Genomic DNA, 16,073 nt, shown 5'->3' with positions numbered 1-16,073 from the left:
TCCGTGGCTGCTTGCAACCGCATGTTGAGAAGGGGGGTTCGGTGAAAAGGCTACTGATTATGAACCGATAGCGTTCAAGATTGGATCCATGGCAAAGTACACCACGAATAGTGCCGAAATCAGCCACATGATCCAGTGGATCTGCTTAATCTTTCCAGCAAATACTGCCAGCAGGGTAAAGGAGATGAATCCGACGCCGATACCGTTCGCAATCGAGTAGGTAAATGGCATGATCACGATGGTCAAGAATGCTGGCAACGCGATATGGAAGTCGGTGAAGTCGATGTCTCGGATCTGGCCGATCATAAGAGCACCGACAACCACGAGAACAGGTGCGGCAGCCTCGATAGGTACGATCTCATACAGCGGTGTCAAGAACATAGCCAGCAAGAACAGTACGCCTGTGACCACGTTGGCAAGTCCTGTGCGAGCGCCATCTGCAATGCCTGCTGCGGAATCCACATAGACAGTATTTGAGGAAGCTGACGCTGCGCCACCGATGATTGCACCGGTGCCTTCGATGATCAGAGCCTTCTTCATGTCTGGCAGCACGCCGGAATCGTCGACAAGCTCAGCTTGCTTACCCAGTGCGGTCATGGTGCCCATGGCATCGAAGAAGTTAGCCAGCACAAGAGTAAATAGCAACAGTGTCGCACCAAGTGCGCCGACGCGAGTAAATGCACCGAAGAGGGAGATGTCACCGATCAAGGACAAATCTGGCAAGCCGCCCAAGCCCTCAGGTGTGGTAGGAACAGCGAGGCTCCAGCCGCCGGTTGGGTTATCTACCGAGGAGCCAGCGCCAGTAATGGCCTCGACGATCATGGCGATGATGGTGGTAACAACAATGCCAAGGAAAAGACCACCGCGGACGCGGCGAACAACCATGAAACCGCAGATGAGCAAGCCCATGATGAATACGAGGGTTGGCCAAGAAGAAATAGATCCGCCGGTGCCAAGCCCCACGGGGACTGTGGTGTGAGCCGCGTCTGGGAGACGGCGAACAAAGCCTGCGTCGACAAGGCCGATCAAGGCGATGAACATACCAATGCCGACACTCATGGCGGCGATCATTGGCTTCGGGATGGCAGAAAATACAGCGGTGCGGAAACCAGAGATCGCAAGCAGCACGATGATGATGCCGTCGAGGACAACAAGACCCATGGCCTCTTCCCACGACAGGCCTTCGGTTGCCACCATGGTGACTGCCACGAGGGTGTTAATACCAAGTCCTGCCGCAATACCGAAGGGGTAGCGCGCGATCAGGCCAAAGGCGATGGTGGCAACACCGGCGGCCAGTGCCGTTGCCGCTGCTACCTGAGGAATCCCCAGCACTTTGCCGTTGATGTCCTCACCCGTTCCTAGGATCAACGGGTTAAGGATGATGATGTAGGCCATCGCGAAGAAGGTCACTACGCCTGCGCGAACCTCGGTGCCTACTGAGGAACCGCGTTCACTGATTTTGAAGTATCGGTCAAGCGCGCTGCGCGGCTGCGAGGTGCTAGCCGTGGGCGCTGAGGTTTGCGACTGAGGGGCCGTCGATGCCATCTACTTTTGCTCCATACAAGTACAGGGGGAACCGGAATTTCATCCGCATTCGTAGATAGTGGCATGCATTTGACCTGCAATCAAACCGAAAACCAGTACCAGACAAGCCCTTGTTATAACCAGTTGCCCGACGTGGCCGCCCTCTCCCCCGCCCCCAACGCCTTCGGAAGCACCTAAGAAATGGTGTCTACACTTACTGGGTGCTCATCATCAAAAGGCCGTAATTCCACTACACCGAGGGGTTCTACAGGCGGAGTATCAGTATGAGCACCGCAGCCATATCGAGAGTGAACGATATGACCATCCGCCGAGTACTCATTAGTACAGACCCCGAAATTTTTTCCTACCGGATCCGTCATAGGAACGTAAAAAGCGCAGGTATAACACGGAAGCTTCGCTTTTTCCGCATACTCAGACCGCGGGCCAAAAGCTCCGTTTTGCCACCGAACTTTGGTTCCGTTAAGCCCTGCCTTCGAAAGCTTTTTCGTGGTACCAAAATCCATCGCCGCAGTCTGCTCGTCCGCGGTGAGGCGGGGGTCGTCGTCACGCGGCGGCATGACGTCGTTAGGCCCTAGATCACCTGGGCGCACTCGTTCGTGATATGGCACCCACCGTGGCGGCTGGAGCGCAGATCCACCTGGTACCAATGCCACTTCGCTCAAGGTCACGTATTTCGAGCCGGGAACGCACGCTACCACTGCATTCCACTCCCAGCCGTCATACCCAGGCACTTCCGCCGCAAAGCGGTGGGTCGCCGATTCAAGGCTCACCTGCTGAACACCAATATGCTCACCGACTGCGCCCTCCCCGAGTTCTTCAAGCCCACGTCGCGCAACTGCGACCGCATTCTTGCCGATGAGTGGCGTGGACGGCATACCCTTTTTACGCCGTTTGGTATGGCTTCTCATTCTTTTCTTTCGGGGTGACACGTCCCCCATTATTCAACACCCCGTTACTATTTCTGCGATCAACCACGCATGCAATGCATGATAGATGCTATGCGATCGATCTTCTCGTTAATATCTCATGCCACTTTAGCGCTTGCAGGATCACTTGCCGTTGCAGGTTGTAGCCTATCACCACAGCCCAACCATGATACCGCAGCTACAACCCCAGAACGTTTAGAAGCACGCATCCACAAAGTTCACCGCTTTGACCCGCAAGCTTTTACCCAAGGGCTCGAACTCGATGGCGACCGCCTCCTAGTCAGCACCGGTTTTTATGGCGAAAGCGGCATGTTTTCCATGAAGGTTGGCAACAGCCCACAGCAGCGCACCCCACTCACCCCTGAACTTTTCGGCGAAGGAATCACAAAAACCGGCGACCACATTTGGCAATTGACGTGGCGTGATGGGATCGCTTTTAAACGTGACGCCACCACTTTTCAGCAGCTCAGTACCGTATCTTACGAGGGCGAAGGCTGGGGTCTTTGCCACTTTGATGATCGCATAATCATGTCCAACGGCTCCGATGAGCTCATCATCCGCGATCCCGAATCGTTTGACGAGCGCTCTCGTATCCAGGTAACCAACCAAGGAAACGGAGTTTCCAATCTCAACGAGCTCGAATGCGTCCCCAATGACCCGGCCACCGGTAAGGACACCATCTACGCCAACATTTTCCTCAGCACCGACATCATGCGTATCGACGCCACCACCGGTGCGGTCACCGGCATTATCGACGCCTCCAACATCCCCAACAATGCCGTCGCCGATAGCAATAACGTACTAAATGGAATCGCTTGGATCCCAGATTCGGATCGCTTCTATATCACCGGCAAAAGGTGGCCGGACCTCTACGAGGTCACATTTGTTAGTAAGATGAACGACCATGGCCAGTCGTAAGACCCGACGTAAGAATCTCATCCAACTGTTGTCACTCGTTATCGCCGTTGTGGTGGTAGTGCTGTGCTCTATTGCGTTCCAAAGCTGGTGGAATAGCCGCCCAGGCCCAGAACCCAACACGGTGACCATCACCGTATCCTCCGGAGACGTTTCCCAAGACATCACCCCGTTTAGTGTCTGCGAACCAGGTGTACCGTGCGATGAAAACGAGGTGCCGAATATCGCTGTAGATAAAGACGGCGAGCTTAAAATCAGCGTGCCTAAGGAAGTATCGGACCATGACTGGTCACTGTTGAAGATCTACGATGATCCAGCTGCCAACGACCAAAGCTTCTTTGGGGCCAACGAAGCAACAGAGGCGACAGTGGCGGGATCTGTCGATCCCGTGGGGAAGAAAGACGACAAGCGTCCTCGCCTCGTCGTTGCTGAGGTGACCTCGGTTCTTATCGGACATGATGCCCAAGGAGTAGAAACGCCTTACACCGTCACATGGTCGGTTTCGGCAAAGTAATAAGCGTTTTTGTCTCTCATATGAATAAGAGCGGGACATCGCGCCTACAGTTTGTAGGAGGATGTCCCGCGTTTGTTATATGTAACCCTCTTAATCACACGGGGAAGCTACATATCGAGTTCTTTGGCAACAGCGCGCAAAATGTTAGCAACCTGTCGACCTTCTTTACGGTCGGGGTATCGCCCGGCGCGTAGCGACGGCTGCACTTTGATCTCCAGCAGTGTAGCCAGATCAGAGATCATGCTGTTGAGCTCTTCGGCAGAGTACTTATGTTGTGCTGGGCGGCGAAGCCTAGGGGTGTCTAGGACCTTGATGCGCAACGCTTGTGGACCACGACCACGCGCAACGTAATCGAATTCAACGCGCTGACCTTTTTCTAGCTTCTGTACGCCTTGAGGCAAAACGTCCTTGCTGACAAAGCAGTCGTCTCCTTCGGGGTTGGACACAAATCCGAATCCCTTATCAACGTCGTACCAAAGCACCTTCCCTTGAGGCACTGCACTCCTCTCCCTTCTTTACGATCCCATGAGCCCAGTGCACCTTAAATAAGGTACAGGAGATCCGGCTTGGATCCACGGCTGCAATTAATAGTCGTGCATAGTTTTTAAGGATCTGGGGAGTTCACTTACACCGAAGATCCTCACATTTAGCAAACTAAAAACTATAGCCCATTATTCCGTTAACCAAAACCACTATGCCGCCCCATCACTGTCCAACCTCATGAGTTGCAAATAATCACAGCAAAAACATCGACTGCGTGCACCTTTAAACACAACGGCCGAATATAACGAATTGTGACCTAAAATTTCAAAACCCCTCAACGCCGAAACGACCTGCGGTTTTTCCAACAGTTTTCTAGATTTTCTAGCGCATCACCAAAGAAAAACGTGACAGAAACGTTATAAACCGCTACCGTGGGTGAACAAGCACAGCATCGTGCCATACGTGAATATCTTCGCCAGCCACTGTCTGGATATTTTCCGGTCGATGCATTATGTGCACGAGTACATGCCCACGTTCGAAGCAAGACAATCGTTTTGCCGACTACCAAAACACTACTCAGCAGACAGTGGCCCAACACGTGTAGACATTCACGTGCGCATCGCATTCTCGGTGCCATGTCATGGTGCACACTTTCGTTGGTTTTGGGCGGCAATTCGAGAGGAAAACAACCCTAATGGCACGTCACGCTCGCAAGACCGCTTCCACGAAGGCAAAATTCGCAGCTTCTACCGTTGCATTCGGCACCGCCGCAACCCTTCTTGCCCCTACCGCTTCCGCAGCACCAGATTCCGACTGGGATCGCCTCGCAGGATGCGAAGCCGGCGGCAACTGGGCTATCAACACCGGCAACGGCTTCTTCGGTGGCCTGCAATTCACCGCTAGCACCTGGAACGCCTACGGCGGCGGACAGTACGCTCCAACCGCCAATGGTGCTACCCGCGAACAGCAGATCGCTGTTGCAGAAAAGGTCTTGGCAGGCCAAGGCTGGGGCGCATGGCCAGCATGCTCTGCAAAACTGGGACTGAACTCTGCCCCTACCCCACGCGACGTTGTTGCTAACGCACCTGCGCCCGTCCAAGCCGCAGTCGCCGGCGCACAAGAGTACGCAGCTCAGGCAGGCCTTAACACCGAAGAGCTCGCAGTCGACGCCCTCTATAACGCCATCAAGGCACGCTTGGCAGGCATTGGCCTAGGTATCCCACCTCAGATTGAGGCTTTCTACCAAGCTAACCGCGCTAACTTCAACGGCTTCTACATGGCTAACCGCGGCGCTATCGACTTCATCTTTGGCATGTAACTTTCAAAGCTGATCCGCTTGTTCAAAGAGGGGGTTTCTCGTATTTGTACGAGAAACCCCCTCTTCTTGTGTTTCCGCATCTAGACCGCGAACAGGGCAAGGATTGAATCAGTCGAAAGCACTCCTGCGAAGCTAATACAAAAAGGTGGGTGTCAGCTCGTTAAAAACTGGCACCCACCTTCCAAGCAATACTGCTTGAGGTTGGTTTTACTTGTTCACACGGGTGTAAGGGTGAACGTAACCGGTCTGCTCCGCAGGAACAGGGAATTCGATATCGCCCCAAGGGCTGTTGGCGCCAGCAACCTTAGCAACCATCTCAGTAACAGCGTGACCGCCACCAGGGACGTGCTTTGGCCAGCCCGGATCGACGTAACCTTTTTTCTCCATGTTTGACATAGGCTCTATTGTTTCAAATCCGCTGGCCAAAGTCACCTGAACAACCAACTAAACTATGGAGTCATCATGACCAGTTCCAACGATTCCACCTCAACCACTGCGATTTTCCGCCAATGGCTATACAACTTAGACGAGGATGCACTCCATCGCGTCCTTGAGCACCGTCCCGATACGACACATCCGCTACCTCCGGGAATCAGCTCTTTAGCAGCACGTTTATCCCTGCGGGCGTCGATCATGCGAGCTCTGGTGCGGTTAAATGCACGCGAACTCGCTGTGCTCGAGGCTGCCAGCATCGTCGGCGCAGAAATCGAACCTGTGGATGCCCCCAAACTGGTGGAACTCGTGCGTTCATATAGCGAGCAGAATACCCACGGAACCGACCACTGGATCCCTAGTGGGTCTGAACTGCTAGCGACAATAGACACCTTGCGCGACTACGCGCTACTTTTCGGAGAATTGGCTGCGCTACGAATCGCCCCCGGCGTTATGGACGCACTGCCAGCGGGATGGCAGCTTTTGCCCTCAGCACACGTGCCCAACGCCACCGAGCTTCCAGAGATACTCGAAGGCCTCACCACCAAACAACGCAGCATCTTGCGCACCCTCGCGCACTCTGGTGGCACCGGCGTAACAAAAGATGCAGCAATCGATGCTGACCCCACCCGACCAATCCCGCAGCTTATAGCTCTCGGCTTGATCACCCGACATAACAGTCACACGGTTACTCTTCCCATGTCAGTGCGTTTTGCACTCAGTGGTAAACCTGCGCCCATTTTGCCGCTGTGCCCAGTAGCAGTATCAGAGGAAACCTCCTTGAAACAACGAGTCGAAGCACAAAGCACCGCAGCAGGTCTAGAAGCGGTACGACTCACACGTGTTCTTATCGACGTCCTCAGCGATTCCCCCGTTGCCTTATTAAAAGACAATGCCGTGGGAGTACGCCCTGTAGCAACGCTGTCGCGTGCACTGGGTGTAGAAGAAACCACGCTCTATCGTATCATCGCTGCTGCTATGGGAGCTGGGCTTATTGCCAAAGGCGTGCCCGATCCGCTTCCAGCCAACGACACCGGCGGAAACTACCTAGCGCCCACCGGACGTGCCGACGAATGGAACGCCCAGCCGCTATCTGTGCAATGGGCATGGCTCATGCTCGGTTGGTGGGAGCACGCAACGCTCAATGTTGCAGCAATTGGGCAACCAGACGAGAAGAACAAACCACATCGTCTGCTCAGTGCCGCAACCATCTTAGATAAGTTGCCTAGCACTCGCGCGCTTGTCCTACGCTCCGCGGCTGCGCATGCGTTTCCCCACGGAGGAGATAAAGGCGTCTTGCTAGCAAACTTCGGTTTCGATTCTCCTATCAGAGCTTCACGGCTTGCTCGCGACGTTTTTGATGACATCACGGACACTGCTCAATTCTTGGGAATTCTTGGGCCTCGGTGGGAACCCACCACAGTGCTGCTCCTCCTTGCTCACAAAGACCATCATGAGGATCCTCTAGGGCAGCTCTGCGAAGCCACCGCGGGCCTCACCCCCGCTGAATCCGATCAGCTGATCCCCCAAGGTGACATGACCATCTTGGCACCAGCACCGCTTCCTTTCGAGGTCCACACCATGATGGCGCTCATGTCAGATACCGAATCCATGGGGTTGGCCACCGTGTTTAGGCTCAATAGCACCAGCGTCCGCCGTGCTTTGGACGCTGGTAAAACGGATACGGACCTTGTCGGATTTCTCAAAGACCACACGATCGGCGATCTGCCACAATCCTTGGTCTACCTGATTACCGACACCGCACGCCGCCACGGGGCACTTCGCGGCGGACCAGCGCTGAGCTATGTACGTTGCGACGACCCTGCGCTCCTCCTAGAGGTTTCTCGCATTGAGGCCGCAGACGATCTAGGTTTTCGAATCATCGCCCCGACAGTCTTGATTGCCCAGGCCCCGCTGGCACAAGTACTAGAGGCAATCCGATCAGCAGGTTTTGCACCCGCCGCTGAAAACGCCCAAGGGCTCAGTATCGACATCCGCCCCCACCCCACGCGAGTGGCAACCCCAACCATGCGCTCGACTGCGCCACAGGAAGATTCGGGGCACATTCGACAAGCACTGCTCACGCTGCTTCGGGATCGCCACACTTCCCGTGGGGAAACTCATGGCATTGAAGGTTCCGACGCCGTCAGCGTGCTCCATTCCGCCATGCGGGCTAATCGTCAGGTCCACGTGGGAATCGTCGATAAGCAAGGCCAAGCGTTGCGCTACACCGTAACGCCGGTGACGATCACAGGCGGGCACGTCAGCGCAGTCGACGCAGTCTCAGGCGAGGTCATTCACTTCATGTTGCACCGCATAACGGAAGTCGCACTCGATTCCGGTGCATAATAGAGTGTTCATCAACTCACATGTTCTAGTTTCAGGAGATACTCCGTGGTACTTGGCGACGGCCCGCTGATCGTCCAATCTGACAAAACCGTGCTGCTTGAGGTGGATCACCCCCGCGCACAAGAAGCCCGCATCGCTCTAGCGCCTTTCGCTGAGCTCGAGCGCGCTCCCGAGCACGTCCATACCTATCGAATTACTCCGCTGGCGCTATGGAACTCCCGCGCAGCTGGTCACGACGCCGAACAAGTAGTACACGCACTTGAAACTTATTCGCGTTTCCCCGTCCCCCAGGCCCTGCTTATCGACGTCGCCGAGACGATGTCACGCTACGGCCGAGTGCGCCTGCACAAGCACCCCGCCCACGGACTGATCTTAGAATCCGAAGAACCAGCAATCCTGGCCGAGCTTCTTCGCCACAAAAAGATCAAACCGATGCTGGGTGCTCGTATCGACGACCAATCCATCATCGTCCACCCCTCCGAACGCGGACGCTTAAAACAAGAACTCCTGAAAGTCGGTTGGCCAGCAGAAGACCTAGCAGGCTACGTCGACGGTGAGGCTCACACCCTCGCATTGTCCACCGAACATGAGCAGTGGGAACTTCGCGACTACCAGCGCATGGCTGCAGACTCCTTCTGGGAGGGCGGCTCCGGAGTCGTGGTACTGCCCTGTGGCGCTGGAAAAACCATGGTCGGTGCCGCTGCCATGGCAAAAGCCCAAGCCACCACACTGATCTTAGTGACCAATACCGTAGCCGGCCGCCAGTGGCGTGACGAGCTCCTTCGCCGCACCACCCTCACCCCCGAAGAAATCGGGGAATACTCAGGCGAGAAAAAAGAAATCCGCCCCATCACCATCGCCACCTACCAAGTAGTCACTCGCAAAACGAAAGGCGAATACCGCGCACTCGAGCTCTTCGACTCCCGCGACTGGGGACTCATTATCTACGACGAAGTCCACCTCCTCCCCGCCCCCGTCTTCCGACTAACTTCAGACCTCCAATCACGTCGCCGCCTTGGACTTACCGCAACACTCGTCCGCGAAGACGGACGCGAAGGCGACGTATTCTCATTTATCGGCCCCAAGCGTTACGATGCCCCATGGAAAGACCTAGAAACCCAAGGTTTTATCGCCACCGCCGAATGCACCGAAGTGCGCACCACCATGACCGAATCAGAACGCATGGTCTACGCCACGGCCGAAAATCAAGACCGCTACCGCCTTGCAGCCTGCGCTGCCAGCAAACTGCGCGCCGTCGATAAGCTCGTAGCGCAACATGCAGGACAGCCCACCCTCATCATCGGCGCCTACGTCGACCAACTGGCAGAAATCGGTGAACGCCTGCACACCCCCGTGGTTGATGGTTCCACGTCCAATAAAAAGCGCGAAGAACTCTTCTCTGCCTTCCGCAACGGTGAAATCACCACCCTCGTTGTGAGCAAAGTAGCAAACTTCTCCATCGACCTGCCCGAAGCCGCCGTAGCAATACAAGTCTCCGGAACCTTCGGATCCCGACAAGAAGAAGCCCAACGACTCGGCCGCCTACTACGCCCCAAAGCAGACGGTGCCCACGCCCATTTCTACACAGTGGTAAGCCGCGATAGCCTAGATAGTGACTACGCGGCCCACCGGCAACGATTCCTCGCCGAACAGGGCTACGCCTACCGCATCATCGACGCCGCCGACCTGCCCGCACTCACCAAGGACTAACACCATGGCACACTTCTCCTTCCCCATCGACGCCGACTTCGCCGCAAAAAACAACGAGCTGCTCAAAGACACCAAACGCCTCCAACTCTCCGCTGGTCTATTTGGAATCATTCAGATCCTCATCGGCGTGGGCCTTTACTTCTGGCTCGGTGGTGCATTCGGCATCATCTGTCTTGCAGTATTCACCATCATGGCACTGATTAGTTTCGCCATGATCTTCGTTGTGCCCAAACAAGTAGGAAACGCACAACACCTCTACGACAACTACGACCTCGTCCCCGCCATGATCGCCGAAGTCAACCCCCGCGACATGGTTGTGATGGCACTGGTCAACACCAACGTCGACCCCACCCTTCCACCCCGATGGGCACTTGCAACGCGCAACATCACCGCAATCCCAGGCATCGAAGGCGACACCCGAAAAGTAGGCACCCGCATCCCAGCAGTGGCCGTCACCGGCCAACGCTCCGTGGGGAACCAAGACTCATGGGACCAAATTTCCCCCATGCCCATTGCATGGGCTACTCCAGATTCTTCAGTGATTGCTCGGGCAGAATCGACGATTCCTTCCGAACAATGGACCACATTGAGCAAGAACCTGAATAAGCTAGATCAAGTACGCGAAACAAAATTTGATCTACTGGAGTTGTAACTCAATGCCCCACCCCGTTGGAATCCATCGTCTCGCTGAATTCGGCGAGACGATTTTTGCTACTATGAGCACCCACGCGCAACAACACGGTGCCATTAATCTAGGTCAAGGCTTCCCCGATTATGACGGCCCCAAGGACATGCTGGGCATAGCCTGTGACCAAATCGCACGAGGAAATAACCAATACGCACCAGCACAAGGATTTCCAGTACTACGCGAAGCAGTTGCACGACACCAACGCGATTATTACGGCATGAGTGTGGACCCAAATACCGAAGTCCTTATCACCGTAGGAGCCACAGAGGCGCTTACAGCTGCCATTATCGGACTTGTGGAACCGCATGAGGACGTGATCGTCTTCGAGCCGTATTTCGACTCCTACGCCGCAGCCATTGCATTAGCAGGCGCGCACCGTATCGCAGTGCCTTTAGTCCCCAACAATAATTCGTGGGACCTTGATATCACAGCGCTTCGCGACGCCATCACGCCCCAAACGCGAATGATCATCGTGAACTCGCCACACAATCCTACTGGGGCTGTATTTAGCACGGCAGCAATTACCGAGCTTTGCGCCCTAGCAATTGAACACGACCTTATCGTGGTCAGCGATGAAGTCTACGAACACATGCTTTTCGACGACACCACGCACCGCCCCATTGCTACCTACGAAGGTATGCGCGAAAGAACAATAACGATTTCTTCTGCAGCCAAAACCCTGTGTGTGACAGGTTGGAAAACAGGCTGGGCAATCGCTACCCCACCATTAATCGCAGCGATCCAACGCGCGAAACAATACCTCAGCTTTGTCGGTGCTAGTCCGTTCCAACCAGCCGTCGCTTACGCCCTAGATAACGAGCGCGAATGGATTGCTAACCAACAACGGATGCTCCAAGGCAACCGCGACTTATTATCGCATGCGCTCAAAAACGCCGGATTCCAAGTAAGCAACACAAAGGGAACGTTTTATATCGTCGCAGATTCTTGTGATTTATCTACTAGCGACGGTCCGGACTTCTGTTACAACCTAATTACTGACTACAACGTCGCCGCTATCCCTATTTCTGTGTTCACCGACCACCCAGAACCATGGCGTACCAAACTTCGTTTCACCTTTGGTAAAAAGCAAAGCGTCATCGAAAAGGCTGCTCAAGCTCTCATTAGTGCCAGCCGATAAGAACCACGGATTTTACGAAGTCTCTTTACGAAAGGGGGCGGTGTTTGCATAAGCACCGCACTTAACAATCAACCGAACACACACCAAGGGCTGTTTCTGGTGTTGGTGGTGTGTTTGGAATCTCCACCACGAATCCGTGATCACGAAAACCCCAACACCACCCCACCCACACCCCAGCCCGGCCATGGGTTTACGTAGTCTCGAATACGAGAACACGAAAAAACCAACCCACCCCTTACTGCGGGCATAAAAAAAAGGGGGCGCACCCCGCACACCCCCACACGTGTGGGTGCACAAAAAAATGGTGTAGCAAGCAAAACACACTGCTTCTCTTGCTACACCATCAACTATCATTTTTTAAGTTTTAGGTTGGCGGCGACCTACTCTCCCACACCCTCCCAGGTGCAGTACCATCAGCGCAATCGGGCTTAGCTTCCGGGTTCGGAAAGGGACCGGGCGTACCCCCGACACAATAACCACCAACACACACAACCAACCACCCACACGAAGAAGGCGTGTCATGCCAGACACTGCACAGCAGACGCGAGAAACACTTTCATACCTTCACTATCACCCAACAGGTGACACGCTCAATAATGCTATATATTTTTGCTCGTTACACACAATGTTATTACTCGGTCATATTAGTACCAGTCACCTTAACGCATTACTACGCTTCCAGATCTGGCCTATCAACCCCCTAGTCTAGAGGGAACCTCAAAAGAAACCTCATCTCAAAACAGGCTTCCCGCTTAGATGCTTTCAGCGGTTATCCCTCCCGTACGTAGCCAACCAGCCCTGCCACTGGCGTGACAACTGGCACACTAGAGGTACGTCCGTCCCGGTCCTCTCGTACTAGGGACAGCCTTCTTCAAGTTTCAACGCGCGCGGCGGATAGAGACCGAACTGTCTCACGACGTTCTAAACCCAGCTCGCGTGCCGCTTTAATGGGCGAACAGCCCAACCCTTGGGACCTACTCCAGCCCCAGGATGCGACGAGCCGACATCGAGGTGCCAAACCATCCCGTCGATATGGACTCTTGGGGAAGATCAGCCTGTTATCCCCGGGGTACCTTTTATCCGTTGAGCGACACCACTTCCACAAGTAGGTGCCGGATCACTAGTCCCGACTTTCGTCCCTGCTCGACCTGTCAGTCTCACAGTCAAGCTCCCTTGTGCACTTACACTCACCACCTGATTGCCAACCAGGCTGAGGGAACCTTTGGGCGCCTCCGTTACACTTTAGGAGGCAACCGCCCCAGTTAAACTACCCACCAGGCACTGTCCCCAACCCAGATCATGGGCCAAGGTTAAGGTATCCAATCCGATCAGAGTGGTATTTCAACTTTCGACTCCACAACCACTAGCGTGACCACTTCACAGTCTCCCACCTATCCTACACAAACCGAACCAAACACCAATACCAAGCTATAGTGAAGGTCCCGGGGTCTTTTCGTCCTGCCGCGCGTAACGAGCATCTTTACTCGTACTGCAATTTCACCGGGCCTGTGGTTGAGACAGCAGGGAAGTCGTTACGCCATTCGTGCAGGTCGGAACTTACCCGACAAGGAATTTCGCTACCTTAGGATGGTTATAGTTACCACCGCCGTTTACTGGGGCTTAAATTCTCCGCTTCGAACCACAAAAAGTCCTAACAGGTCCTCTTAACCTTCCAGCACCGGGCAGGCGTCAGTCCGTATACATCAACTTCCACGTTTTCGCACGGACCTGTGTTTTTAATAAACAGTCGCTTCCCTCTATTCTCTGCGACCACCACCAGCTCAACCACGTCGGTCACCAGCAATGGTCCCCCTTCTCCCGAAGTTACGGGGGCAATTTGCCGAGTTCCTTAACCACAGTTCACCCGATCGCCTTAGTATTCTCTACCTGACCACCTGTGTCGGTTATGGGTACGGGCCATATATGCACTCGCTAGAGGCTTTTCTCGACAGTACAGGATCACCAACATCAACCAAACGGTCTACGCATCACGCCTCACCCACAATGCGACACGGATTTACCTATGCCACGGGCCACACGCTTACACCACAATCCACTAAGTGGCTCAGCTACCTCACTGCGTCACCCCATCACTTGGCTACTACCAACGAAGATCCCACGCACATCACCACCAACCACACAAAAAGCATGACCAGAAGATCAGCGGATGGTTAGTACCATTGATTCACCACTGGGCGCACATACACGGGTACCAGAATATCAACTGGTTATCCATCGACTACGCCTGTCGGCCTCGCCTTAGGTCCCGACTCACCCTGGGAAGATTAGCTTAACCCAGGAACCCTTAGTCATCCGGCGGAAAAGTTTTCCACTTTTCATTCGTTACTCATGCCTGCATTCTCACTCGCACACACTCCACACCATCAAGTCACCCAGGTGCTTCACAGCAGTGCACGACGCTCCCCTACCCAACCAACAAAAAATGCTGACTGCCGCGGCTTCGGCGGTGTACTTGAGCCCCACTACATTGTCGGCGCAGAACCACTCGACCAGTGAGCTATTACGCACTCTTTCAAGGATGGCTGCTTCTAAGCCAACCTCCTGGCTGTCTTCGCGATCCCACATCCTTTTCCACTTAGTACACCCTTAGGGGCCTTAACCGGCGATCTGGGCTGTTTCCCTCTCGACCAACGGAGCTTATCCCCCGCAGTCTCACTGCCATGCTTAACATTACCGGCATTCGGAGTTTGGCTGACATTGCTAAGATTGTAGTCCCGCTCAACCAACCAGTAGCTCTACCTCCAGCAAGAAACACACAACGCTGCACCTAAATGCATTTCGGGGAGAACCAGCTATCACGGAGTTTGATTGGCCTTTCACCCCTACCCACAGCTCATCCCCTCAGTTTTCAACCTAAGTGGGTTCGCGCCTCCACAACCTCTTACAGCTGCTTCACACTGGCCATGGGTAGATCACCCCGCTTCGGGTCCAGGACATGCCACTAACAACACCCTCATTAGGATTCGCTTTCGCTACGACTACCCCACACGGGTTAACCTCGCGACATGCCGCTGACTCGCAGGCTCATTCTTCAAAAGGCACGCCATCACCCCACAAAAAGGCTCTGACGGATTGTAAGCACACGGTTTCAGGTACTATTTCACTCCCCTCCCGGGGTACTTTTCACCATTCCCTCACGGTACTAATCCGCTATCGGTCATCACAAGTATTTAGGCTTACCGGGTGGTCCCGGCAGATTCACAGCAGATTCCACGAGCCCGCTGCTACTCGGGAACATCATCCACTCGCATGCATGCACTTTCACGTACGGGACTCTCACCCACTACGGCAGGCCATTCCAAACCACTTCCGCTAACACACACATATCACAAGCGAGGAGCCGGCAGCCTCCTCCAACAACGCCCCACAACACCACACACGCAACCCCTGCCAGGTATCACACGCATACGGTTTAGCCTCATCCACGTTCGTTCGCCACTACTAGCAGAATCATTAATTATTTTCTTCTCCTACGGGTACTGAGATGTTTCACTTCCCCGCGTCACCCCCACACCAGCTATGAATTCACTGATGGGTAACCACACATAACCATGGCCAGGTTTCCCCATTCGGACACCCTCGGATCAACGCTCTATTGGCAACTCCCCGAGGCCTATCGCGGCCTTACACGTCCTTCATCGGCTCATAATGCCAAGGCATCCACCGTGTGCCCTTAACAAACAACACGAATATAACAAACAAAACACCAAGAACAATTAAAGAATAAAGATTACTCGCGTCCACTATACAGTTCTCACACAACACACCAACCACAAGACCCCATGACAGCACAACCAGCACACAACCAGCCACACCACACGAAACCACGTGAGTGATCAACCAGAACAACCACGTTGTCCCAGACACCCAACAGCGCACCAACACACAAACCTTAAGAAAAACACACAACAACACAACACACACAACAACCATGACACCCCACACCACACAGTGCAGAAAAACCATCACAGGTCACACGCATCCACCCGGATAAAAAACAAAAACAGGTAACAACTGTCACCCAACAATAAAAA

Annotated in this window: 11 protein-coding genes and 2 rRNA genes; 7 read left to right on the top strand and 6 right to left on the bottom strand. The window is 54.3% G+C overall.

All coding sequences use genetic code 11. The annotated features are described in order from the left end of the window. Positions 1 to 57: 57 nt before the first annotated feature. Together CIP100161_RS03840 and CIP100161_RS03835 are read right to left on the bottom strand one after the other, a co-directional pair. The gene (locus tag CIP100161_RS03840) at positions 58 to 1,545 is read right to left on the bottom strand and encodes an NCS2 family permease (RefSeq protein WP_155872025.1); all 1,488 of its coding nucleotides are present in this window, start codon (positions 1,543 to 1,545) and stop codon (positions 58 to 60) included. A 173-nt stretch (positions 1,546 to 1,718) separates the two neighbouring features. After that, a complete protein-coding gene (locus CIP100161_RS03835) occupies positions 1,719 to 2,483 on the bottom strand; it encodes a DUF3027 domain-containing protein (RefSeq protein ID WP_155872023.1) in 765 nt (254 codons plus the stop codon). 39 nt (positions 2,484 to 2,522) lie between these two features. Between CIP100161_RS03835 and CIP100161_RS03830 the strand changes: the two genes are divergently transcribed. Both CIP100161_RS03830 and CIP100161_RS03825 read left to right on the top strand, forming a co-directional pair. Beyond that, positions 2,523 to 3,389 carry a glutaminyl-peptide cyclotransferase gene (locus tag CIP100161_RS03830; protein WP_155872022.1) on the top strand — a complete coding sequence of 289 codons (867 nt, stop codon included), beginning with the start codon at positions 2,523 to 2,525 and terminating at the stop codon, positions 3,387 to 3,389. After that, the gene (locus tag CIP100161_RS03825; RefSeq protein ID WP_155872020.1) at positions 3,376 to 3,900 is read left to right on the top strand and encodes a DUF2771 domain-containing protein; all 525 of its coding nucleotides are present in this window, start codon (positions 3,376 to 3,378) and stop codon (positions 3,898 to 3,900) included. Before CIP100161_RS03830 ends, CIP100161_RS03825 begins: the two co-directional genes overlap by 14 nt. 107 nt (positions 3,901 to 4,007) lie before the next feature. Here the strand turns inward: CIP100161_RS03825 and CIP100161_RS03820 are convergent, their stop codons facing one another. Further along, entirely contained in the window at positions 4,008 to 4,397 is a 390-nt protein-coding gene (locus CIP100161_RS03820) for a cold-shock protein (RefSeq protein ID WP_003850654.1), read from the bottom strand. Between the two features lie 680 nt (positions 4,398 to 5,077). On the opposite strand from CIP100161_RS03820, the gene CIP100161_RS03815 reads away from it, so the two are divergent. Then, positions 5,078 to 5,701: a resuscitation-promoting factor Rpf1 domain-containing protein gene (locus CIP100161_RS03815; protein ID WP_155872018.1), complete on the top strand. Its 624-nt coding sequence runs from the start codon at positions 5,078 to 5,080 to the stop codon at positions 5,699 to 5,701. Positions 5,702 to 5,908: 207 nt separating this feature from the next. On the opposite strand, the gene CIP100161_RS03810 is transcribed toward CIP100161_RS03815, so the two are convergent. Continuing rightward, positions 5,909 to 6,097 (bottom strand): hypothetical protein, encoded by a 189-nt coding sequence (locus CIP100161_RS03810; protein ID WP_014301577.1) that lies wholly within the window; start codon positions 6,095 to 6,097, stop codon positions 5,909 to 5,911. Between the two features lie 66 nt (positions 6,098 to 6,163). On the opposite strand from CIP100161_RS03810, the gene CIP100161_RS03805 reads away from it, so the two are divergent. The 4 genes from CIP100161_RS03805 to CIP100161_RS03790 are packed head-to-tail and all read left to right on the top strand — an operon-like array spanning position 6,164 to position 12,018. Then, positions 6,164 to 8,482, top strand: coding sequence for a helicase-associated domain-containing protein (locus CIP100161_RS03805; RefSeq protein ID WP_155872016.1), 2,319 nt, complete (start codon positions 6,164 to 6,166; stop codon positions 8,480 to 8,482). A gap of 45 nt (positions 8,483 to 8,527) precedes the next feature. Then, entirely contained in the window at positions 8,528 to 10,192 is a 1,665-nt protein-coding gene (locus CIP100161_RS03800) for a DNA repair helicase XPB (RefSeq protein WP_155872014.1), read from the top strand. Positions 10,193 to 10,196: 4 nt separating this feature from the next. Further along, positions 10,197 to 10,844, top strand: coding sequence for a DUF3239 domain-containing protein (locus CIP100161_RS03795; protein ID WP_082261494.1), 648 nt, complete (start codon positions 10,197 to 10,199; stop codon positions 10,842 to 10,844). 4 nt (positions 10,845 to 10,848) lie between these two features. Then, positions 10,849 to 12,018, top strand: a complete 1,170-nt coding sequence (locus tag CIP100161_RS03790) for a pyridoxal phosphate-dependent aminotransferase (protein WP_155872012.1) — start codon at positions 10,849 to 10,851, stop codon at positions 12,016 to 12,018. Positions 12,019 to 12,385: 367 nt separating this feature from the next. Here the strand turns inward: CIP100161_RS03790 and rrf are convergent. Both rrf and CIP100161_RS03780 read right to left on the bottom strand, forming a co-directional pair. Continuing rightward, positions 12,386 to 12,502 (bottom strand): 5S ribosomal RNA (gene rrf, locus CIP100161_RS03785). Between the two features lie 139 nt (positions 12,503 to 12,641). Beyond that, positions 12,642 to 15,726 (bottom strand): 23S ribosomal RNA (locus CIP100161_RS03780). Positions 15,727 to 16,073 lie beyond the last annotated feature (347 nt).

Origin of the sequence: Corynebacterium rouxii, from assembly GCF_902702935.1 — a bacterium.
GTDB classification, from domain to species: domain Bacteria; phylum Actinomycetota; class Actinomycetes; order Mycobacteriales; family Mycobacteriaceae; genus Corynebacterium; species Corynebacterium rouxii.
This window is presented reverse-complemented; position numbering and strand designations above follow the sequence as displayed.